The 21039-nt window shown below is 55.0% G+C and carries 19 protein-coding genes, 1 tRNA gene and 1 rRNA gene; 9 read left to right on the top strand and 12 right to left on the bottom strand.

All coding sequences use genetic code 11. The features are described 5' to 3' along the window. Positions 1-88: 88 nt before the first annotated feature. Positions 89-1354 (bottom strand): nitrate/nitrite transporter, encoded by a 1266-nt coding sequence (locus KTE_RS12520; RefSeq protein ID WP_201381419.1) that lies wholly within the window; start codon positions 1352-1354, stop codon positions 89-91. A gap of 368 nt (positions 1355-1722) precedes the next feature. Between KTE_RS12520 and KTE_RS12525 the strand changes: the two genes are divergently transcribed. The 3 genes from KTE_RS12525 to KTE_RS12535 all read left to right on the top strand — a co-directional run bounded on the left by KTE_RS12525 (position 1723) and on the right by KTE_RS12535 (position 4812). Continuing rightward, on the top strand, positions 1723-3312 hold the full coding sequence (locus tag KTE_RS12525; RefSeq protein ID WP_201381421.1) for a PAS domain-containing sensor histidine kinase: 1590 nt from the start codon (positions 1723-1725) through the stop codon (positions 3310-3312). A 20-nt stretch (positions 3313-3332) separates the two neighbouring features. After that, positions 3333-4148, top strand: coding sequence for a protein phosphatase 2C domain-containing protein (locus KTE_RS12530; protein WP_201381423.1), 816 nt, complete (start codon positions 3333-3335; stop codon positions 4146-4148). A gap of 151 nt (positions 4149-4299) precedes the next feature. Next, positions 4300-4812 (top strand): PaaI family thioesterase, encoded by a 513-nt coding sequence (locus tag KTE_RS12535; protein WP_201381425.1) that lies wholly within the window; start codon positions 4300-4302, stop codon positions 4810-4812. Between the two features lie 4 nt (positions 4813-4816). Here KTE_RS12535 and KTE_RS12540 read toward each other — a convergent pair whose 3' ends face one another. Further along, positions 4817-5923, bottom strand: a complete 1107-nt coding sequence (locus tag KTE_RS12540; protein ID WP_201381426.1) for a peptidoglycan-binding protein — start codon at positions 5921-5923, stop codon at positions 4817-4819. 60 nt (positions 5924-5983) lie between these two features. Beyond that, a complete protein-coding gene (gene yjjX / locus KTE_RS12545) occupies positions 5984-6535 on the bottom strand; it encodes an inosine/xanthosine triphosphatase (RefSeq protein ID WP_201381427.1) in 552 nt (183 codons plus the stop codon). Positions 6536-6958: 423 nt separating this feature from the next. Between yjjX and KTE_RS12550 the strand changes: the two genes are divergently transcribed. After that, on the top strand, positions 6959-7225 hold the full coding sequence (locus KTE_RS12550) for a hypothetical protein (protein WP_201381428.1): 267 nt from the start codon (positions 6959-6961) through the stop codon (positions 7223-7225). A gap of 143 nt (positions 7226-7368) precedes the next feature. Here KTE_RS12550 and KTE_RS12555 read toward each other — a convergent pair whose 3' ends face one another. The 3 genes from KTE_RS12555 to ruvB all read right to left on the bottom strand — a co-directional run bounded on the left by KTE_RS12555 (position 7369) and on the right by ruvB (position 11652). Then, positions 7369-9309: a S9 family peptidase gene (locus KTE_RS12555; RefSeq protein ID WP_201381429.1), complete on the bottom strand. Its 1941-nt coding sequence runs from the start codon at positions 9307-9309 to the stop codon at positions 7369-7371. A gap of 187 nt (positions 9310-9496) precedes the next feature. Further along, positions 9497-10636 (bottom strand): tRNA preQ1(34) S-adenosylmethionine ribosyltransferase-isomerase QueA, encoded by a 1140-nt coding sequence (gene queA / locus KTE_RS12560; RefSeq protein ID WP_201381430.1) that lies wholly within the window; start codon positions 10634-10636, stop codon positions 9497-9499. Continuing rightward, positions 10618-11652, bottom strand: coding sequence for a Holliday junction branch migration DNA helicase RuvB (ruvB, locus tag KTE_RS12565; RefSeq protein ID WP_201370369.1), 1035 nt, complete (start codon positions 11650-11652; stop codon positions 10618-10620). The genes queA and ruvB overlap by 19 nt, the downstream gene beginning before the upstream one ends. Before the next feature lie 351 nt (positions 11653-12003). Between ruvB and KTE_RS12570 the strand changes: the two genes are divergently transcribed. Then, positions 12004-15183 (top strand): efflux RND transporter permease subunit, encoded by a 3180-nt coding sequence (locus KTE_RS12570; RefSeq protein ID WP_201381432.1) that lies wholly within the window; start codon positions 12004-12006, stop codon positions 15181-15183. A gap of 85 nt (positions 15184-15268) precedes the next feature. Here the strand turns inward: KTE_RS12570 and KTE_RS12575 are convergent, their stop codons facing one another. Next, positions 15269-16093: a phytanoyl-CoA dioxygenase family protein gene (locus tag KTE_RS12575; RefSeq protein WP_201381434.1), complete on the bottom strand. Its 825-nt coding sequence runs from the start codon at positions 16091-16093 to the stop codon at positions 15269-15271. Between the two features lie 163 nt (positions 16094-16256). Between KTE_RS12575 and KTE_RS12580 the strand changes: the two genes are divergently transcribed. Then, on the top strand, positions 16257-17147 hold the full coding sequence (locus KTE_RS12580; RefSeq protein ID WP_201381436.1) for an AraC family transcriptional regulator: 891 nt from the start codon (positions 16257-16259) through the stop codon (positions 17145-17147). An 89-nt stretch (positions 17148-17236) separates the two neighbouring features. Here the strand turns inward: KTE_RS12580 and rrf are convergent. Next, positions 17237-17353 (bottom strand): 5S ribosomal RNA (gene rrf, locus KTE_RS12585). A gap of 224 nt (positions 17354-17577) precedes the next feature. Further along, positions 17578-18117: an NUDIX hydrolase gene (locus KTE_RS12590; RefSeq protein ID WP_201381438.1), complete on the bottom strand. Its 540-nt coding sequence runs from the start codon at positions 18115-18117 to the stop codon at positions 17578-17580. A 292-nt stretch (positions 18118-18409) separates the two neighbouring features. Here KTE_RS12590 and KTE_RS12595 point away from each other — a divergent pair. The 3 genes from KTE_RS12595 to KTE_RS12605 all read left to right on the top strand — a co-directional run bounded on the left by KTE_RS12595 (position 18410) and on the right by KTE_RS12605 (position 20032). Beyond that, a tRNA-Lys gene (locus KTE_RS12595) sits at positions 18410-18481 on the top strand. A 472-nt stretch (positions 18482-18953) separates the two neighbouring features. Next, positions 18954-19355: a PleD family two-component system response regulator gene (locus tag KTE_RS12600; RefSeq protein ID WP_040442594.1), complete on the top strand. Its 402-nt coding sequence runs from the start codon at positions 18954-18956 to the stop codon at positions 19353-19355. 425 nt (positions 19356-19780) lie between these two features. Continuing rightward, positions 19781-20032 carry a YtxH domain-containing protein gene (locus tag KTE_RS12605; RefSeq protein WP_201370363.1) on the top strand — a complete coding sequence of 84 codons (252 nt, stop codon included), beginning with the start codon at positions 19781-19783 and terminating at the stop codon, positions 20030-20032. Positions 20033-20130: 98 nt separating this feature from the next. Here KTE_RS12605 and KTE_RS12610 read toward each other — a convergent pair whose 3' ends face one another. The 3 genes from KTE_RS12610 to KTE_RS12620 are packed head-to-tail and all read right to left on the bottom strand — an operon-like array spanning position 20131 to position 20903. Further along, positions 20131-20376 carry a hypothetical protein gene (locus tag KTE_RS12610; protein WP_007908803.1) on the bottom strand — a complete coding sequence of 82 codons (246 nt, stop codon included), beginning with the start codon at positions 20374-20376 and terminating at the stop codon, positions 20131-20133. 14 nt (positions 20377-20390) lie between these two features. Further along, a complete protein-coding gene (locus KTE_RS12615; protein WP_201381440.1) occupies positions 20391-20645 on the bottom strand; it encodes a carboxymuconolactone decarboxylase family protein in 255 nt (84 codons plus the stop codon). A 36-nt stretch (positions 20646-20681) separates the two neighbouring features. Continuing rightward, a complete protein-coding gene (locus KTE_RS12620) occupies positions 20682-20903 on the bottom strand; it encodes a carboxymuconolactone decarboxylase family protein (protein ID WP_052568254.1) in 222 nt (73 codons plus the stop codon). Between the last annotated feature and the right edge of the window lie 136 nt (positions 20904-21039).

Here is a 21039-nt window from a genome sequence, read left to right on the forward strand (position 1 = left end):
GTGGCATAGCACGACTACAGGAAAACAGAGGCATGCGGTCCGAACAAGTCCATGCCAGCATGGGTCCTACAATGGTTGGGGCAACCACTTAGATTTCGCTGGCTGGCTGGAGCGACTCGCGTTTGAGCGCGTGGCGTGCGAGAAAGGCCGCGCCTGTCGCGATACAGCCAAAGGCTACGATTAAGCCATAGGCATAGAGAAAGCTGCCCGTGCGATCAAAGATCAAGCCGATTAAGGGCGGCCCTACGATGACTGGCGGCGTGGAGACCATGCTAACAAAGCCTTGCGCCAGGCCCTTCTTCACGCTACGCAGGTTGGCCGCACTATTAAAAACAGAGGCATAGGGAACCGTCGAACCAATGCCAATCAAGCCCAGGCCTACAGCAGCCAGCCAGGGCCAGTGAAAAGGGCAGGCCAGGAGCGCGACTCCCAGGCAACCCATGGCCGTCCCCAGGCGCAACAGCGTGATCGAGCGCAGCATATGACGCGCCAGGAGCCAGCCTCCCAGAGGGCGAAAGAGCGTCCCAATAATGGGCGTAAGCGAACCAATCACGCCCGCCTCCACCAGGGAGAGGCCATAGACGTGCGTCAGGTAGAGTGTGATCGTGGCCGCAATCGCGTTTCCCAGGCTAAATGTTCCCATGTGTGAGAGACCCAGTAGCCAGAGTGAGGGCGAGCGCAGAGCCGTTCCCACCTGGAGCGCTCCCACCTGCTGCGTCTCGCGCTTCTCCCGTACAAGAAACCATGCCAGCGTCCCAGCTATACTGAGCACACCCCAGAAAAAGAAGCAGCCGCGCCAGCCAAAATAAGGCAAGAGTAATGGCGTAGCCAGCAGGCCAATGCCCGCCCCAAGTTGGACGGAGCCACCATACAGACCCTGCCCCAGCGTCGCGTACCTGCCCAGGCCCGCAATCACATTCGCGCCAGCCAGAAAGGCACAACCAGCGGCAAAACCAATCACGATCTGCCAACCCAGCATCCAGAGTAGATTCGGCACCAGGGGCTGCGCGAGACTCCCCACCGTCAAGACAGCACAGGACACCAACAACACGGGCTTCGCGCCAAAGCGATCTGCCAGCACACCTCCCACCATATAAGTCAAAGCCATGCCCACAAAGAGCAGCGTTGAGAAGAGTCCTACCTCGCCACTATTGATGTGAAGATCCGTCTTCATAGAAGACGCCAGGGGACTATAGTTCGTGTAGTGGATCGAGATCAAAATACCCATGCTTACAGCGACCAGGATGCGCAACCAGACGCTACTGACGTCTGTCTGCTTCTTATTATCCAGGGCAACTGTAGCCACAGCTTGCGCACTCTGCGAGGACAACGGAGAGGATTCAAAATGTGACACCAGGGCACTCCTTAGCTTGTTAAGATGTACAAATAATTCCTACTTGTATATGTATCACATTTTGACATGAGTGAGTCATAAGCGCTATACAGCCCGTGTATATACCAGTATCTTCGCGCCCACACCCCTTACCCCGAGGCGAGCGTAACGAACCGAGACAAGAGTTAGAGGAGAAGTGAAAACCCTGGGCCAGATATCCTTTTCGCTGTACATGTCGCTTATGCTATGCTACCATGTATGTAGTAGCGGCAATATGTATTCTCCTGGCGTGTGTCCATGTACACCTACTACGTACCTAGCGTCCCCAAGTCTATATATTCTTTTCTATGATGGACGCGCTTTTTTTATTGTTGCGGGGAAACCAATACATGCACACTGAAGATCGATCAGACTTAAATGCAGAAACAACCAAAGCACGCATAAGCGAGCCACACACCAGCCAGGCACTTCCCACATTAGGCCTGGTGGCCTTCCAGCAGCGCCAGCAACATACAGGGCAATATATTGCGCAGCTCCTCGATAACATGTCCGACTGCTTTTTCCATCTGGATAGTCAATGGCGCTACACCTATATCAATACCCAAACCGAAAATTTCAGTGGGCGCACCCGTGAGGAATTGCTGGGACGCTGCGTCTGGGATGAGTATCCACGTATGCGCAACTCAGTCTTAGAACAGCGCTACCGCGAGGCCGTCGCGGCCCAGCAGCCTATGCATTTTGAGACCGATGGACTCTATAGCGGCAAATATTACGAGATCCACGTCTATCCGATGAGAGAGCATGGAATCTCCGTCTATTACCACGATATTACCGAGCAGAAACGCGCCAGGGAACTGGCAGCTCGTGAACGTAAGCACCTCGAACTCCTCCTCAACTCCAATATTATTGGCCTCTTCATCGCCGATGATGCCCACATACTTCATAGCAATACTGCTCTCCTTGAATTACTCGGCTATACAGAAGCAGAGCCACCCCCACAGCCACTGGCCTGGGCCGAGATTACACCACCGGAGTATGCTGCGTTGGATCAAGCCATGCTCCACGAGATGCTTGAACATATTTCCTGCGCGCCTTATGAAAAGGAATACATTCGCAAGAATGGCTCGCGTATCCCCGTTCTGCTAGGCGCGGTCCTCTACCAGCGTGAACCATGTCAATGGATTGGCTTCGTGATCGATAACAGTGAGCGCAAAAAGCTGGAACGCCGCAAAGATGACTTTATCGGCATGGCAAGCCATGAGTTACGCAATCCTATCACTGCTATTTATGGGAACCTGCAACTCGCTGAGCGGCGCTTTAAACGCCTGTTGGAGGAGCGCGACAATCTGCCAACAGACCTGCACAGCGTCATCGATGATGTCCATACACATGTCGGGCGCTCGCTAGGCAAACTCAAACAACTCAACCGTCTGGTTGGCGACCTGCTAGATACGACTCGCATCCAGGCCAATAAACTGGTGCTCAATCCCGATACCTGCGACCTGCTGGCAATTGTACATGATACAGTGTTAGATCAGCGGCGCTCCTTCCCAGGCCGTAAATTTTTGCTCAAGATACCCATGGATCTCGGCGATATGCGGATCCATGCCGACAAAGATCGCATCGAGCAGGTACTATACAATTTGCTCAATAATGCCATCAAGTATGCCGACCCTGTAGAGCCTATCAGCATCGGCATTGAGCAGCAGGCAAGCCAGGCGCGCGTCTGGGTCGAGGATCATGGGCCAGGTCTGAGCCAGGAACAGAAAGCGAGTATCTGGAAGCGCTACTATCAGATTGAACGCAATGATCATCACCAACCCACTACGACAGAGCAACATGTGGGAGGCGGCCTGAGCCTCGGCTTGTATATCAGCCAGACCATCATTGGACTCCATAACGGCCTTATCGGTGTCGAGAGCGAGCAAGGGCAAGGCTCTACATTCTGGTTCTCCCTGCCACTGCTCACTCAACAATAGATGTGGAGGACGAAGAGACTGTGAAACGCCTTCTTGCCAAAAAACCGGTCGAGTCGCTACGCTGGCTCGGTAGCGAGGCCATGTATCTGGATACCCCTAATGTCACGACCTGCGGCCATGCCACCATTGGCCGCTATGGAGGTAGGACATCTTCTGGCGCGCACAAAAATGAGGATGGGGCCTTTCTCTGCTGCGCGGGCGATTCCTCCTGGGAGTTCGCTGCATTGATTGATGGACATACAACCGCCCAGAGCACCGAGCTGCTCGTCAATCTCTTTGCCGACATGCAAGAGACCGTCAACGCCCTTATGCAACAACCGGTTGCGACCGCCTTCCCCGCGCTACACCAACAGGTCCACCAGGCATTGAGCGCACCTGCGTTCGTAAAGCGCTGTCGCAGCCTCCAGGGAGAGGCCTCCTGCCTGGTATGCGCACGCAAGGAGCAATTTCTCTGGTGGCTCTGCATCGGCGATTGCGTCGTCTATTTGCTGCATCCCGACCTGGCCAGGCTGGGGCAATTCGCCCTCAACCGGCGCAGCTTCTTTGAATGGGTTGGGCACGTCAACACTTTTGATCTTCCCATCCCCTGTTATGCCACAGGCACGCGCCAGCTACGCCCCGGTCGTAATCGCATCCTGATGCTCACCGATGGCCTGCTCGAATTCGGCCAGCATCCCTTCGAAAACCCGTGGTATCTCTACGATCACTTCACCCAGAAACGCCAGGTAGGCCCTCTAGACCTGCGCCCCCTGGCACGCGACTCCCTCACCCGCGTCCACGAGGAAGGCGGGCTTGACAGCGCCACCCTCCTCCTCTGGGACTGCGAAACCCCATAGGCTACCTCGTAGGGTCCATGCTTGCATGGACTTGCTTGCCCAGCAGAGTCTATGCAAGCATGGACCCTACAAATCTTCCAATGCGCGTTTACGTGCCTGCGCGTGGTAAGATGAAGCAGATAGCTGGATTTGTGTATGCGAGAGGGAATTTATGGAAGAGATAGAGACACCACTGAAACAACCCGTACGCTCACGAAATGTCTCCTGGGCCGATCCACAGGCCAGTGCAGAGCTTGGCAAGCAGTTGAGCGGACTAGCATATTTACAGGCCCTACACAACGGAGAGATCCCGCCTCCACCCATCGCGGAATTGATGAACATGCGCCTCGCCGAGGTTGAGGAGGGGCGTGTCGTCTTTACCCTGGAGCCAGCGGAGTTCCACTATAATCCCATTGGCTCGGTACATGGTGGCGTCGCCGCGACCCTGCTTGATTCCTGCATGGGCTGCGCCGTCCAATCCGTGCTTCCCCTGGGCACGGGCTACACCACCATTGAACTCAAGGTCAATTACCTGCGTGCGCTCAGTAGCCAGACTGGCCTCGTGTACGCCGAAGGCAAGATTATCCATAGAGGGGGGCGCATCGCCACCGCCGAGGGGCGCATCACGGATGCAAGCGGCAAGCTTTACGCTCACGGTACCACCACCTGCATCCTCCTGCGATAGCGCCCTATGGCAGGATCTGCCCATCGCGCCAGGCCAGGACGTTGTCCTGGATAAACTGGATATAGAGCCGCTCATTGTTGTGATCGGCCTGGGGCGCGTAGACCGGGATGATCTGTGCGACTGTGTAGAGGTGTCCCTGGTCCAGGTACGCCTCGCGCATCAGGCGATACCAGTCCTCGATGCCCTCGGACCAAGAGTTGTACTTGCGGAAACTGCCGTTGCCCTGCGTCTGCTCGCAGGCGTAGCCAGCCGAACAACGGATATTGCCCAGACTATGCGTCACTGGAGCGACACCATACAGGCCATAAGTGCTTTCATGGCCGAAAAAGGCCAGGGCAAAGGCAGGATCAATTCCGTAGCGCACACCATCATCATAGATCGTCTGCCCCGTTCCCCGCGCGGGCGAGTTGTAGTAGGCCAGCACGCTATCGATAAAGCCTGGATCAACGCTTGGCACCTGGTCCAGGCCAAAGATACCGTGAGCGCTACTATTGGAACTAAGATTGGTGGGACTGGTCGCGGGAGGACTGTTATGCGCTGGTGGCGTGGTTGAACCAATGTGCAGACGCCCTGGCTCGTTCTTCTTCTCCCCGGCGGCTGTCGCGGCCAGGAGATACTGCCAGGTGCGTACCCCCGCCACGCCATCGACGCTAAGACTCACCTGCTTTTGATAGGCACGCACCGCCTTCTCTGTATCGCTACCAAAGACGCCATCTACGTTCAGGTGGAATCCGGCCTGATTGAGCTGGCGCTGCAAGGCCATCACGGTATAGCCCTGGGAGCCGCTGCTGGTGGCCTTAATAAGCTTTGGCCAGGTCAATGCGCCCACCAGCCCATTCTCGCTCAGGCTCTCTTTATGCTGTAAGTTCTTTACCGCGTCGGCTGTCTCCTGGCTATAGTTTCCATCGACATCGACTCCATACCCCTGGTCCTTCAGCAAATACTGAATGGCTCGTACATTCTCACTGCTCCTCCCCAGGGTATAGAGAGGCCATGAGACACTTTTCGTATTGGACGCCCAGGCCACGTTACTCATGGGCGCACATACCACGATCAAGGCAATGAGAAGCAACCATGCTCCTCCCAGCCCTGCGAGCACTCGTCTCTGCATACGAATATACATCCTTGTTGAAATAGAGTTTACCAGTTATAGGGTCCATGCAAGCATGAACTACTCCGTGAAGAGATGTGGTTGCACGAAACGCGCCAGGGCCGCAACCACGCCATCGGCATAGCCCCTTGTGCGTGTGAGGGCATTGCGCGTCATCAGGCCGAAATGGCCCTCAGCCTGTTTACTGTTCTGCCGCTCAAAGACGATATCAATGACCTCACCCAGTTCCAGCCCCTCATGAATCATCCTGACCATGCGCTCCGGTACAACCATCTTCACGGTAGAACCCAGGCCCATGCGCCCCTGACGATCCACGACCGCGATCCAGCCGCAGTCCAGCCACTGGTCGCCTGTGTGCTGCATTCCGCCTTCGAGACCCACGCCATAATCCGCGTCCAGGGCAGAAATAGCCCCATTCGCACGATTGCGCGCGCCCTGGATACTCTCTTCATCACTCATAGGCTGGTTGCTAACGCCAGATGGCACCTCTACCCCCTGCACCTCCCAGGCCTGTTCGGGCCATACCCGTTCAAAGGCCTGGCGCACAGCCTCTACCTTCACCGGGTTGCGCGAGCCAACCGCGACGCGTATGACCGGGTGCATCTCTTGCATGGGCATTACCTCCTCCAACTTACCATAATACATTTCTCCAGCTTTTTCAATATGCCTGAAGGCCAGGGCAGGACCATTTCATTCTCTTCAGCTTCTTGCCTCGGTTCGCTACGCTCACCTCAGGGGAAGGGTGTGTGGGTGGGAAAAGGCGAAGCCATTCCACCCACACACCCTTCCCCTGAGCAACGCAGGCGCGAAGAGTCTCTCTTCATGAAAGAGCTCTAGGCCTGGGATGTGATTCTTTTTTGCACCATCCATCTAGATATGTCATATGACCTATAAAAGTAAACAATATAGTACCGTATAATTAGAGAAAGTTTAATTCATGATTTGCTTACTATTGAGTTAAGGAACTTTTTAGCCGCGAATTCGATTAGTCAGCAATCTTTGATACTACTTAATAAGCGCATATGGAGGTCACCAGTGGGTAATTTAGAAGAGAGGCCTGGAAGAGCTGGTAGTTCGTTTTTGGCTTGGGGTGGCATTCTTGTCCTTGCAAGTGTGATTGCTTTTATTTATGGTCTAGTTTGGCTTAATCTGGTATATATCCCAGCTCATCAAAACACTTCAGAAGATCTACCTGCAATATTAATACTTATGAAGCCAATTTACCTTGAATTAATTGGTCTTGGCCTCGGTATTACGTTGATTACAATTGGATTTTTCAAAAGATGCAGCCATGAAACATGAGCAAAACTCCACTAATTAACCAATCCGCATGTGCACCTCCTCGCACCTCTGGCGCTCATATACGAGTGGCATTAGCGTGGTGCTTGGACCTCAGTCCGAGTACCACGCTAACACCAACTACTTTGAAATGCAACTCACATAGACTATGCACGAAGCCAGCGGTCATACCAGGCGCGCACGCGGCGGAGCAGGTCAAGCTGGTGGGCGCGCTCACGAATACCGTGAGGCTCGCGGGGGTATACGACCATTTCCACAGGCGTTTGATAATGGCGCAGCGCGCGCTGGAAGCCGATAGCCTGGCTTAATGGGACGCGTGCATCACGCTCACCATGCAGGATCAACACAGGTGTTTGTACCCGTTGCGCGAATGAAATAGGGCTGAGCTGAGCATGCCGGTGCGGGCCAACACCATCCCAGGGCGAAGTCTCGCCCAGCGCCTGCTCAAAGGCTGGCAGATCACTGGTAACCACCATCATACCCCAATCACTGACGCCCGCGCCCATGATCGCGGCTTTAAAGCGCGTGGTCTGTGTTACAGCCCAGGCGCTCATAAAGCCGCCCTGGCTCCAGCCGCCAATGCCCAGGCGCTCTGGATCGGCGATGCCCCGCTCAATCGCGGCGTCCAGGGCCGACATAACATCCTGGAAATCGGCGCCTCCAACATCGCCTCGGGCCGCGGCGGCGAACTCCTCGCCATGACCCAGGCCACCACGTGGATTGGGCATCAGGATGGCGTAGCCCGCCGTTGCCAACCATTGCGCCCAATTGCCCCAGCTCAGATGCAGCCCATGATCCCAGCGACCATAGGGACCACCATGGACCAGCACAATAGTTGGTAGAGGCTGATCTGTGGATGCCTCTGGCGGACGAATGAGGATGCCATCCATCTTCCAGCCATCGGGTGCGGTCCAGTAAAAGGCCTCCTGCTCGCCCAGTGCAAAACCGGTGAAATGCTCCTGGTGATGCGTGACCTGGCGTAGCTCCTGAGCCGCTTTCCCCACTTCGGCGACGCCACTCCAGATCTCAAAGGCTTCTTGCGCGGATGAACGCGTCAGGGCCACGACGGTACGGCCATCCGCCAGTACGCACGCGTGAGCGCTGCTTATATCGCTTTCACGCACATCCTTGCTGTCAGGCAGGAGCGAGATCAATTCGCCGCTCTGTGGTTGCAAACTGCAAAGCTTCGTCTCCAGCTCCTCGGCAACTATTACCAGCACATCCTCGCGTAAATGTTGCAGTTCGAAGATGCAGTTGGTCTCGCCGCCTGCGAGGCGTTTTGGCTCGCCTCCACTGGCAGGAACGGCGTAGACCGCCGTGGAAGATTGATCTCGCTGTGCAGTGGCAGAAGTAAAGAGCAAGGTCTCGCCATCGGCAGACCAGGTTAGATTCGACGCGCCATAGGCAAAATGACAGACCACCTGCGGCTCTCCGCCCGCGAGGGGAATGCGTTCAATAACAGTCTCTTGCATGGATGAGTTCAATTCGGGTGTCTTCCAGGTCGTGTAGGCCAGTTCCCGCCCCTGAGGATGCCAGGCGAAGTTCGCCACGTGCCGCTCACCCGCGACCAGCGTACTGACCTCCCTGGATGCCAGCGAGAGCAGGCGCAGGCGCGCATAGGGCCACTTTTCTCCATATACCTGGGCGTCGTCCCGCTCCTTCTCGCGGCGCTCATCCTCCTCATCCGGCTCATCAACACTGGTAAAGGCGATCTGGCCGCCTCCAGGAGACCAGGCGAACCACTCTACGCCACGCTTGTTCTCTCTGGGCGTCAAAGCCTGCGCTTCACCACCATTGGCGGATATAAGGTAAAGCTGAGCAGTTCCACGCTCCGCGCGATCCGAGAGGAAGGCTAGCGCGTTACCATCAGGCGCCCATTGCGGGCTTTTATCCTGCACACCACCCGCGGTAAACTGCCGGGGCGTCTCCGCGCCATCCGTTGTGGCAAGCCAGATCGCGCTCTCTGCATGCTCATCACGTTTACATAGTGCACCCAGGGTATACGCGATACGCTTGCCATCGGGGGAGATCTGAATATCCTGGGGAATTTGCAAGTCAACAATCAGCTCAGGGGTCAATTCACTCATGCCTGTTCCTTTACTTCTCTCGCAACAACATTTTTTTGGCTTCTTCGCGTTTCCCCACCACCCCTCTCCAAATGATATACGTCCCTTCGCCTGCTTCTCTCTCCCTAAATCTTCTACATAAGGGCCGAAAGGAAAGCAGGAAGAGGGGCCTCCCACGCGCGTGGGAGGCCCCTCTTCCTGCTTTTTTCTAGAGAATGAGCATAGCGTCGCCGAAGCTAAAGAAGCGGTAGTGTTCGGTGATGGCCTCCTGGTAGGCTCGCTCCATTAGCGGCTTAGTCATGAAGGCGCTGACCAGTAACAGTAGGGTCGAGCGCGGCAGGTGAAAATTGGTGATGAGCGCATCGACGGCCTGATAACGATAGCCGGGAGTAATAAAGAGGCGGGTATGACCCTTGTAGGGCACGATACGCCCCGCATGCAGGCTGGCAACACTCTCCAGCACACGTACCGAGGTTGTGCCTACGGCAACTACACGCCCTCCGCGCGCCCGCGTCTCGTTGATCAGCGTGGCCGTGGCCTCGTCGAGTTCGATCTCTTCGCTGTGCATCTTATGCTCGCGTACATCCTCGCTCTCAACGGGACGGAAGGTATCCAGGCCCACATGCAGGGTTACAAAGCCAGTACGCACACCCCTGGCGCGCAGGCGCTCCAACAGTTGAGGCGTAAAGTGTAGGCCTGCTGTGGGAGCCGCCGCCGAACCACGAATGCGCGCGTATACCGTCTGGTAACGCTCGGGATCATCCAGGGTCTCATGGATATAGGGCGGGAGCGGCATCTTCCCAATCTCGTCGATGGCCTGGCGCACATCGAGCAAGGCATAGGGATCGTTTTGTCGCACCTGGGAACGACCTGGCACATGGAAGCGTACAACGCGCCCTCCGGCCTCGGTGCGCTCAAGGATCTCGCCAATCAAGCGCGCCTGTTCCTCTGTCTCAGCACCAAAGAAGATGCGCGCGCCCTCGCGCAGGCGCCTTCCGGGCCTTACCAGAGCCTCCCAGGTGTCCTGTCCCAGGTCTGGGCGCTCGGCCAGGAGCAGGACCTCAACGGCCCCACCACTCTCAGCACGCTTGCCTAGCAGGCGAGCCGGGATAACGCGGCTCTGGTTGGCGATCAGGAGATCCCCGGGTTGAAGATACTCCTCAATGTCGTGGAAGTGCTGGTGCGCCAGCGTCTCATCCTGGCGCTTCACGACAAGTAGCCGCGAGGAGTCCCGCGGCTCTATTGGCGTCTGTGCGATTAGTTCGTTTGGTAGATGATAATCAAAGTCGCTGATCTTGAGATCAGGTAGGCTCTGTTGTGTTCTCTGTTCTACGGTGTTGCTGTCCACAAATTTGGTCCACTTTCTCCACCCGGAGGGGTCAACCCAAGATGCTCATAGGCCGCGCGCATGGCGACACGCCCTCGCGGCGTACGCGCAATAAAGCCTAGCTGTAGCAGGTAAGGCTCATAGACGTCTTCAATAGTCTCCGAATCCTCACTCGTGCTCGCCGCCAGGGTATCCAGGCCCACAGGTCCCCCATTGAACTTTTGAATGATCGTCGTGAGCATATTGCGGTCGGTCTGGTCCAGGCCAATCTCGTCTACTTCGAGAGCATCAAGCGCTCTATTGGCCACCTCGCGTGTAATAAAACCATCGGCGCGTACCTGCGCATAGTCGCGCACACGCTTGAGCAGGCGGTTGACGATACGGGGAGTGCCACGTGCACGCCCAGCAATCTCCTTGATGCCTCCTTCGTCGGCGGGTACTTTTAAGATGCCCGCTGACCGGTGCACAATCATCTCTAGTGAAGTATTATCGTAATATTCCATACGATAAATAGCCCCAAAACGGTCACGCAAGGGAGCCGTCAATGATCCTACGCGCGTGGTCGCTCCCACCACTGTAAAGGGGGGCAGCGAGAGGCGTAGGGAGCGCGCGCTAGGTCCTTTGCCAATGACGACGTCCAGGGCGAAATCTTCCATGGCGGAGTAGAGCCGCTCTTCCACGGCACGCGCCAGGCGATGCACCTCATCGATAAAGAGCACCTCGCCTGGTTGCAGCGAGGTCAGAATCGAAGCCAGGTCGCCCGCGTGCTCAATCGCGGGGCCAGCAGTGGTCTTCAAATTCACGCCCATCTCGGCCGCAATGATGTTACAGAGCGTTGTCTTGCCCAATCCCGGCGGCCCATAGAGCAGGACATGGTCCACAGGCTCATTGCGCCGGCGTGCAGCCTCCAATAATATCCCCAGGTTCTCCTTGATCTTCTCCTGACCAATGTACTCAGCAAGACGGCGCGGTCGCAAGCTGCCTTCCAGTATCTGTTCCTCATCGCTGATATTTGGCGAGACGAGGCGGTCGCTCATGGCGTACTCCTGCTATGAAACTAGTGTTCTACAACGCTACCGCTTCATTATACCAAATCCCACTTCTCCCGTCGAGATTGCATAGAAGCAAGGTATGTTTGCGTGCGATGTAGGCATTCGCTCACATCGCACGCAAACATACCTTACTCCTATAATCTTATTGTAGCATGTGCACATAGAAACGCAATGAAATCGCATGGTACATTACGCCCGGTTAGGAGGTTGTTGATAGCTTTTCCCAATTGCGTGAGTACAATGTATACCATACAGAATTGCATAGAATAGGCAGAGCGACAACTCACGCATATTTGGATACGTACATAGAGATGTGCTGTCATCAGGAGCGTACATATGGTATTGCTTTCGCGTTTTAGTCTCGCCAATAAAGGGCTGATGGCGCTTGTCACCATCGTCTTGCTCCTCATTGGTGGCTTACTTATCCCGCAGCTCAAACAGGAGTTATACCCCTCGATTGACCTGCCAGTCGTTACCATTGTGACCACCTATGCCGGGGCCTCGCCCTCGGCTGTTGAGAAAGAGGTGACCAATCCGCTAGAGCAGAGCATTCAAGGCACACCAAACCTGCAACAATATACCTCGCTTTCAAACGAGGGCAGTTCGATTATTAGCGTCACGTACGATTATGGAACTAACATCGCCCAGGCGCGCCAGGACCTCTCTCAGCGTCTCAGCGCTGTTCAGGCCCAGTTGCCCAAGGGTGCGACGCCAACTTTACAGTCGTACAGTACGTCGGATATTCCCATTATTTCGCTTGGTGTCTCCTCATCCCAGGCACCGCAGGACCTGGCCCAGGCCCTTAAACAGATCGTTGTGCCAGATCTACAGGGCATTCCCAACATCGCCCGAGTTGACCTGACGGGGGTCAGGGCAACTATTGTCACGATTACCCTGGATCCACAGAAGATGCAGGGAGCGGGCGTGACCTTTGAGCAGGTCCAGGCCGCCCTACAGGCCGATAATGTCACGCTACCCGCGGGTAGCCTGGTCGATCAGGACCTCTCACGCCCGATTCGCGTGGGCAATACCTTCAACTCTCTGCAAGATCTCAAAGACCTGGTGATCAGTGCCTCGCGAGCCACAGCCAGCGCGATCTCCTCCGACAGTAGTCTCGCGACCGCCAGCCAGGCAATCAGACTCAGCGATATCGCCGATGTACAACAAGGACTCGAACCCGAGACTTCGCTCTCGCACATCAATGGCGCGCCTAGTGTCGGCATCTCGCTCACGAAGACGAGCGCAGGCAATAGCCTAACAATCTCACATGCCGTCCACAATCACCTGGCCGATCTTGAGAAGAGGCTTGGGCACAATACAAAGATCATGACCGTCTTTGACCAGGCTCCCTTTATTGAGTCGTCAATGACTGGCCTGATACATGAAGGCTTGCTTGGAGCACTCTTCGCCATCGTGGTGATCCTGGTCTCGCTGTTCTCACTACGTTCGACGCTGGTGGCGGCAGTCTCTATTCCGCTCTCGGTCGTCGTGGCTCTGATTGCCCTCTGGATCGGAAACTATACCCTGAATATTCTGACCCTGGGCGGTCTAACCATCGCAGTTGGGCGCGTCATTGACGACTCGATTGTGGTACTGGAAAATATTTATCGTCACTTGCAACTGGGGGAAGAGAAAAAGAGCGCGGTCTACGCGGGTGTGCGCGAGGTTTCCTCGGCCATTACCGCTTCGACCTTAACCACGGTCGCGGTCTTCCTCCCGCTTGGCTTCGTCAATGGCGAGGTCGGCGTGCTCTTCCGCCCCTTCTCTATCACGGTAGCCGTGGCGCTCCTGGCCTCGTTGCTAATCGCGCTCACTATTGTACCCGTGCTGGCCTACTGGTTCCTGCGTGTCCCTAAGCCTGAGTTTGTTCCCGCTTCGCGACCTCAGGGCTCTTCGGTTGAGCGCTGCTATATTCCCATCGCGGCCTGGATCACAAAGAAGCGCAATAGCGGCCTGACCATCCTGGCGGCTATCGTTCTCCTGGATGCCACCTTTGTGCTCATCCCTACGCTGCATACGACCTTCCTGGATGGCTCAAGTCAGAATAACTTCCGCCTCAACCAGGAATTGCCGATTGGCACCAGTATCCAGAAGGCCCAGGGCGAGGTCAAGAAGGTCGAGGATATCCTGGCACGCTTCCCAGAAATTCAGACCTACCAGGTCTCAGTTGCCCAGAGTAGCTTCTTCTCCTCCAGCGCCCCCAACAGCGCGGTCTACAACGTTGTCACCGATAAAGACACGGACCAGAATGATTTGCAGCAGCGGGTCATCAATAGCCTGCACCTGGTCGACAGCAAAATAACCCTCAGCAGCAGCGATAGTACCAGTGACACGACCCTGTTGATCAATATCCAGGCTCCCAATGAGCAGGCCCTGGAAGAGACCAACCGGCAAATTTTCGACACAGTCTTGCATACACCCAACCTGGCTAATGTGAAGAGCAATCTCTCTGCGGCCTCGCCCCTGGTCGATATCCATATTGATCCAGACAAGGCGGGAAGATATGGCCTGACCCCGTCCCAGGTTGGTCAGTACCTGCGCTCCACCTTTATTGGCACGAGCGCCACACGCATTACCCTGGGCGATAGCCAGCAGGATGTACAGATTCACTTTGGGGCGCCCGCCACCAGCGTGGATCAGCTACAAAATCAGCTGGTTCCCACCTCTGGCGGAAACGTCGTCAGGCTCAGCGATGTAGCCGATATCACCACCACGCTGGGGCCTGTCCAGGTTACGCACCTGGATGGGACGCGTACCGCGACCATCAGCGCACAGGTGACCAGCAGTGATGTCGGCGCGACCGGAGCGGATGTCCAGAGCCGTATCAACAAGCTAAAGCTCCCTGGAGGAGCCTCTTATAACTTCGGTGGCGTCAAACAGCGCCAGGACGATTCTTTCCTGAAGCTAGGCATCGCTATGCTGGCGGCCATCTGCATCGTCTACTTTATTATGGCCATCACACTACGCAGCCTGCTCCAGCCCTTGATCCTGCTGGTCTCTATTCCCTTCGCGGCCACTGGCTCGGTGCTGCTCATGCTGCTTACCAATACGACGCTCAGCGTGACCTCACTGATTGGTCTGCTGATGCTTATCGGCATTGTGGTCACCAATGCCATCGTCTTGATCGACCGCGTAAATCAGTATCGCGAGCGCGGCCTGGACGCGCGTAGCGCGGTTATTCGTGGCGGTAGCGAGCGCGCGCGTCCCATTTTGATGACCGCCAGCGCGACGATTCTTGCCCTGCTCCCCATGGCCCTGGGCCTCAGTGACTCCAGCGCCGTCATGTCGAAGTCGCTCTCCATCGTGGTCATTGGCGGCCTGACCTCTTCGACGGTGCTGACCCTGCTCCTGGTGCCAGCGCTCTACATGGTCGCCGAAGGCATACGCGAGCGCAGGAAGCCCGTGCCGCTGCCCCAGATGCAGCCGATCCTGGCTCCGCCACGTATGCAGGCGCTTCCCCCTCCACAGTGGATCATGGGCCAGCAACCACCCAGCCATCCCTTGAGGGCCAATTAGAGCGTGTTAAGACAAAGGGAAAGGGGAGCCCGACATCTCGTCAGGCCCCCCTTTCCCTTTGTCATAATACTAATACATTCACCGGTTAGAGCAAGGCTGGATTCAGCTCGCTGGTGGCAAGCTCGCCGGGTTGGAGGCCGCCCAGCCAGCTGCGCCGGTCATTCTCCTGGTAAGAGTTCGTCGGTGAGGTAATACGCGCGCCGTCAGCGAAGTAGATGATGGTCATGACCTCACGCATCGTCTCGGTACTATTGCCAGAGGCGTTGTGCAGGGTCCAGCCATAGTGGAAGGTGGCATCGCCCGCCGCCATATCGACGCCAGGCTTGACGGAGAGGTTCTTCTCGGCAATCATGCGCTCAAAAACCGCCTGCGACTCGTCAGAGATGGCGAACTCACCCAGGAAACCAAGTTTCTGCGAAGTGCTGATAAAGGACATCACGCCCATCTCGGTCGAGGCATCGACCAGCGGCATCCAGAGTGTAATCGTCTTCTCTGTGTCCAGGGGCCAGTAGTACTCGTCCTGATGCCAGGGTGTGGGACCACCGCCCGCCTCTTTGTAGAGCGCCTGGTCATGATAGATGCGTACGTTTTCGACCCCCAGTAAGTCGGCAGCGATCCTGGCGAAGCGGCGCGCCAGGACAAAGCGCCTGACCCCCTCATCGCGCCTCCACAGGTTCATAATTTGTAAAAACGCTTTGCCATAGGTGTCGCGCTCGGCCAGTGCTCGCTTCTCGGTGTTATAGGCCAAGGCGGCATTAGTGATAACGGAGCGATAGGCGGTCACCTCGTCAGATGAGGCAACGTTGCGCAACAAAATATGCCCGTTCTGCTGAAAATCCGCGATCTGGGACGCGGTAAGCGCATACTCTTTCGTGAGGTCCGGCAAGGCGGAAATATTCGTCTCTGTCATGCAGTGACTCCTTTTGTCATGGGTTGTCGTCATTGAGTACAATCATTAAAGGCAGGTGCGCCTTTCCGCCCAAAGCATACCTGAAATTTCGCGCTCGAAGCTTGCACGTTTGTGATACACTTTTGTCAAAAACGACTGCAATCCCTTGAGCAAGAGGCCGGTAATGAATAACCAACAGAGACATGATGGCTTGCATCCACTCCTGCGGCAGCCAATTGTTCCCTACATTCGCGAGGCGGATTTTGCGGTGCGCAAGCCCTGGCGCGTCCCGGCACGCAGGTTGTTGGATTATCTCATCATTTATATTCAAGAAGGGGAATGTGTAGTGCATGTGGAGGGGAGAGACTATCAGTGCAAGCCAGGTGACTTTTGCCTGGTGCAACCGGGCGACCTGCTGGCACTGGAGGGAATGACAGATACCATTACGCCCTTTGCGCACATGGACATCTTTTATCATCCAGAGCGCGAACAGAGCTTCCCCACGCGTCCGGGGCAAATCGATATTTCGGCGTTTCGCCATCTCTTGCAACCACGCTTGAACGCTTGTCCAGGCGTGTATGTTCCAGTACGCTTTGTACCTGTCCAGCCAGCCGCCTTTCGTGAAACATTGCTTAAGATGGTGGGACTCTGGCAGCAACGCGATGTGGTAAGCCAACTTGAGGCACAGATAGCGGCGAGCGAGCTGGTTCTGATGCTGCTCAAGGAGCAGCACGACCTTAGGGAAGAGCGCCAGCATGAGCTGCAATCGCTGAATTGGGTAACATCATTTCTCTCGCTACACCTGGCTGAAACGGTCAGCGTCGCCGATATGGCTCAGCGCGCGGGCCTCTCGCCCTCACGCTTCTCAGCCCTCTTTCGTCAGCGCTTCGGCACCTCGCCACATCAGTTCCTGCTACACCTGCGCGTCCAGCATGCCCAGGACCTTTTACGCAATACCACGCTCTCGCAGAGCCAGATCGCCAGCTATTGCGGCTTCGCCGACTTACAACACTTCGCCAAGATGTTCAAGAAAATAACCGGCTTCACCCCTGGCTCTATACGTGAACAACTGTGACATACTAAAAATAAAGAAACCGCCCATATGAGCGGGCGAAACGGCGGTGTCCAGCTTGATAATAAAAAGACCGCTTGTGTGAGCGGGCGAAACGGCGGTGTCCTATTTTCCCGTGGGGCTGCCCCCAAAGTATCGTTGGAGCTGAAGAGCTTAACTACCGTGTTCGGGATGGGAACGGGTGTACCCTCTTCGCAATAACCACCGGTTCGCCTGCGCATACAAGCGGTTCCGATTGACATGATGCATAATACCATCCTCTTGGCGATTTGTCAACACTTTTTTACGACTTTTCAAAAGTCATCAAAAAGTCATTGGCTTTCGCGCCTGCGGCGCTCAAGGAGTAGAGTGAAGTGGCTGTGTGGTGGGCGGATGCCCACCACACAGCCACTTCACTCTACTCAGAGAAGATAACGAGCCGAGAAGTGCGGGTCTATTGGGCATGGGGTTCGTGAAGGATGAACGGGGGCTGCAAGGCCTCGCCAACCTGGTCCTTGCTGACTGTTTGCGAGGGATAGGTCTTGCCCTCTAGCAGATGCTGCAAAGGCAGGAAGAGTGGCTCTGGCAGTGCATCCCAGGTGAACCAGCCTACCTCTGATTCTTCATGAGCGTCTCCCACGTGTGGCTCTCCAGAAACATACTTTGCCTCCATCCAGATGGTCGCGTAGTGCTTATGCTCCTTCTCGAAGACGTCGTTGGTGACGACACGAAATTTGACATCGCTGATCGTCACGCCAGTCTCTTCTTTTGTTTCGCGTATGGCACAATCTTCAAATGATTCGCCAAACTCAGGGTGCCCCACTATCGGCGCCCAGGTTTCGGCTCCATGAACATTGACCCGCTTATTCAATAGAATACTGTCGCCCTTGTGTATCAGCACGGCGATGCTGGCCAGCGTCTTTGTCTCTCCCTGTTGCTGTTGTTGCCCCTGATTCTGTGGCGTCTCGCCTTGAGGGATCGTAGGTCTCTCCATATAGTTACCTCCTTCTTTTATTCCACTTATATGCATCAATATAAGCACGAAGCATAGGCAATGGAGGTAGCACATATTCTATGAATACCCTGATGATTTAGTATTATCCTATTGTATCGATGCTGGCAAGCCTTAAAGCGAGTATGATCCCAGAGAATATTTCTCCTCCGGTCAGCCTGCTACTTCGATCTTTATCAATTCGATGCAACTCTACTAAAAAATCGTGGTTTTGAGCACAAAGACCCCTTGCCAGATTGAGAAAAATACGCTACAATAGCCATGTCTTCGAAATGAGCGTGTAACTCAGTGGTAGAGTATCCGACTTTTAATCGGGTTGCCGTGGGTTCGATCCCCACCACGCTCATTCTTTTTTTTTATTTTTAGCGGTTCGCACTCCCTAACACAACTTCATTCTGCATCTCAACGCACAAACAAACGTACATACAACAAGGTACATCTCACCTATGTAGGCGTAAAATTTTTCCCTATTACAACAATTACTAACCATCTTCTTCGTGGGTAAATAACGATATTACCCGTTTAGCTGAGCTAATCAGTATCCACCTGGTATGGTTCTGACGTATGATATGTAATAGGAGAGCCTGAGCGCCCGCGTAGCGAGCCAAGGCAAGAGTTGGAAGTCTCTAGTGGACAGCCTTGCGGCCTTGTTGAGATAAGAGAAACATGGTACACTACAATACAAGCAGAATGCTATGGCACAACAATAAGACGCAAAACCGTGCCTCACAGACACACGAAGTGGATTAGGGGTGCGTTCGCGCTAGCAGGAGGCGGTGTCTTGAGCGAGCCTGGCTCGTGTATGGCACTGAAGAGATGTGACGAAACGGATATTAGTTGTTGATGACAGAAATGAGCTGCTACACCTGATGCGCCGCGTCCTGGAGGACGAGCAGTACCAGGTCTCGATCCTGCAAGAAGGCCGAGACGCAGTCGCACGCGTCAAAAGCCAGTTGCCCGATCTTCTCATCCTTGATCTCAAATTGGGCGATATCTCCGGACAGGATATTCTCAAGCAGCTCAAAAGTGACTCCGTCACTGGCGATATTCCCATAATTGTATATACAGCGGCCGTGCTGGAGGCCGATGAGGTCTCCCGGCTCATCGAGAGCGACACTCAACTCTATAACGGCGTCTACCTGTTGCGCAAACCCTTTGAGCTACAGGTCCTGCTTGACAAAGTAGAAGAGCTGCTCGAAAAAGCCGGTCAGGGGCACTAACCACTCATATCGATCAGGTCTGACACCTTGACCAGATCTAACACCTTTCTATAGAGGTGAGGCAGGCGAGCGACATACACCTGAGTAGTGCGCTGCTGCTTGCGGGTTCGGTCACTGCCAGGTCCCCTTTACATGCTTCCAAGCCATGTTTTACTGTAGCCAGGATTGGTGTAGCAGCCTGGCTATGATACGATCTATATCCGCGAGACTCGATAGGTATTCTGGGTAGTATATGCGTCTCAATCCATTCATGCAACGCATATACTATGTATACTATAGGCACGAGTAAGCATTCCGCTCCTACTCGCAAACCTATATCGTCATCAAACAGGCTTTTATATAACTCAGAATTTTCTCTATTCAGGCGTTGGAAGACGCATCACTTGCTGGCATATGCCAATCGCAGGGAAGAAAGGAAAGAGGCGATGAAGTTTATCTTAGGACTCTTGCTTGGACTCGGAATCGGTGTTGGTATTGGTCTCCTCATCGCACCACAATCTGGCGAGGCAACACGCGCGCAGCTCAACGAGCAGGGCGTCTTGCTCCGCTCCGGGAACTTTAGCGAGGAAATTCGCGCACGCGCCCAGGAAGCCCTCACCCAGGGTCGCCAGCTCTACAGCCGCACCAAAGACGACCTGACCGACCGCTACACCCAGGCCCGCTCCGGTAATCTGTAACATTTGCCAAACAACAAGTAACCGCATACGCCAGGGCGCAGCCCCAGTAGCCGCGTACGCCAGTAGCGGGTTCGCCCGCTACTGGCGTACGCGGCTACTTACTGACGTTCGTAGAGTTTGAGCAACTGGTCAACTTTGTTGCCGATTTCGTGCCAGATATGGTGCTGATAATCCAGCATACGAGACTGATTAAGGTCAAAGTCGCGATTGCCTGGGTCTTTCTGCGCATTGGCCGAAAACTGTTGTGAGAGCGCCAGCGTTTTATCGCCGCGTCCATGCAAATAGACCGCCAGCTCTTGCAGATCTTTCAAAAGCGCCTGGTATTTCTCTTCTGTATTCGCCATAACTCTTATTTTCCTTATGTTGGTGGTGGATTAATCTTCAATGCATCCGCGAAACGATTAAAAAAGTTGAAGAGACCGACAACGGTCGTAATCTCAACAATCTCCCCATCGTCAAAGTACTCTTGCAGCTCGTCCCATAACTCTTCGCTCACATCGCGCGCGCTCGTCGTCACGACCTCCGCATAGTGTAGCGCAACCAGCTCGCGCTCCGTAAAGAGGTGGCGATGGCGATCAATATGGTAGAGCGCATCGAGCAACTCTTCCTTCACACCCAGCTGCCTTGCCAAGGCAGTATGAGCAGCCATTCAATATGAACAGTGATTGACCTGGGAGACACGAATCGCCACCAGCTCTTTTAGCTGCGGCTCTACGGTGCCACTGCGCATCGCGGCCTCGACCAGTTGCAGCGCTGGCTGCATAAGCTCTGGCCGATGTGCCATAACGCGAAAGAGTGACTCCATCGTCGCGCCACCAGGAGTATTCTCCATGGAGATGGCTATTTTATTATCAGGAGGAATACGCGACATCCTCAACAAGTCCTCTTCTTTTCTTGGAATATACAACTAACGCTGTGCATTCTATCACATCTACCTCACACATACTCTATTTGACATGTTATCCTATGGTTGCTTAGAATGAACATATCCTCTTAGAATATACCTG

This window comes from Ktedonobacter sp. SOSP1-85 (assembly GCF_016587415.1).
GTDB lineage: Bacteria > Chloroflexota > Ktedonobacteria > Ktedonobacterales > Ktedonobacteraceae > Ktedonobacter.

What these genes read in the sequence shown, in the direction of transcription:
- KTE_RS12525 (WP_201381421.1), top strand. Translation starts at nt 1,723, where the DNA reads ATGCACACTGAAGATCGATCAGACTTAAATGCAGAAACAACCAAAGCA.
- KTE_RS12535 (WP_201381425.1), top strand. Translation starts at nt 4,300, where the DNA reads ATGGAAGAGATAGAGACACCACTGAAACAACCCGTACGCTCACGAAAT.
- KTE_RS12540 (WP_201381426.1), bottom strand. Translation starts at nt 5,923, where the DNA reads ATGCAGAGACGAGTGCTCGCAGGGCTGGGAGGAGCATGGTTGCTTCTC.
- yjjX (WP_201381427.1), bottom strand. Translation starts at nt 6,535, where the DNA reads ATGCAAGAGATGCACCCGGTCATACGCGTCGCGGTTGGCTCGCGCAAC.
- KTE_RS12555 (WP_201381429.1), bottom strand. Translation starts at nt 9,309, where the DNA reads ATGAGTGAATTGACCCCTGAGCTGATTGTTGACTTGCAAATTCCCCAG.
- ruvB (WP_201370369.1), bottom strand. Translation starts at nt 11,652, where the DNA reads ATGAGCGACCGCCTCGTCTCGCCAAATATCAGCGATGAGGAACAGATA.
- KTE_RS12570 (WP_201381432.1), top strand. Translation starts at nt 12,004, where the DNA reads ATGGTATTGCTTTCGCGTTTTAGTCTCGCCAATAAAGGGCTGATGGCG.
- KTE_RS12575 (WP_201381434.1), bottom strand. Translation starts at nt 16,093, where the DNA reads ATGACAGAGACGAATATTTCCGCCTTGCCGGACCTCACGAAAGAGTAT.
- KTE_RS12580 (WP_201381436.1), top strand. Translation starts at nt 16,257, where the DNA reads ATGAATAACCAACAGAGACATGATGGCTTGCATCCACTCCTGCGGCAG.
- KTE_RS12590 (WP_201381438.1), bottom strand. Translation starts at nt 18,117, where the DNA reads ATGGAGAGACCTACGATCCCTCAAGGCGAGACGCCACAGAATCAGGGG.
- KTE_RS12605 (WP_201370363.1), top strand. Translation starts at nt 19,781, where the DNA reads ATGAAGTTTATCTTAGGACTCTTGCTTGGACTCGGAATCGGTGTTGGT.
- KTE_RS12610 (WP_007908803.1), bottom strand. Translation starts at nt 20,376, where the DNA reads ATGGCGAATACAGAAGAGAAATACCAGGCGCTTTTGAAAGATCTGCAA.
- KTE_RS12620 (WP_052568254.1), bottom strand. Translation starts at nt 20,903, where the DNA reads ATGTCGCGTATTCCTCCTGATAATAAAATAGCCATCTCCATGGAGAAT.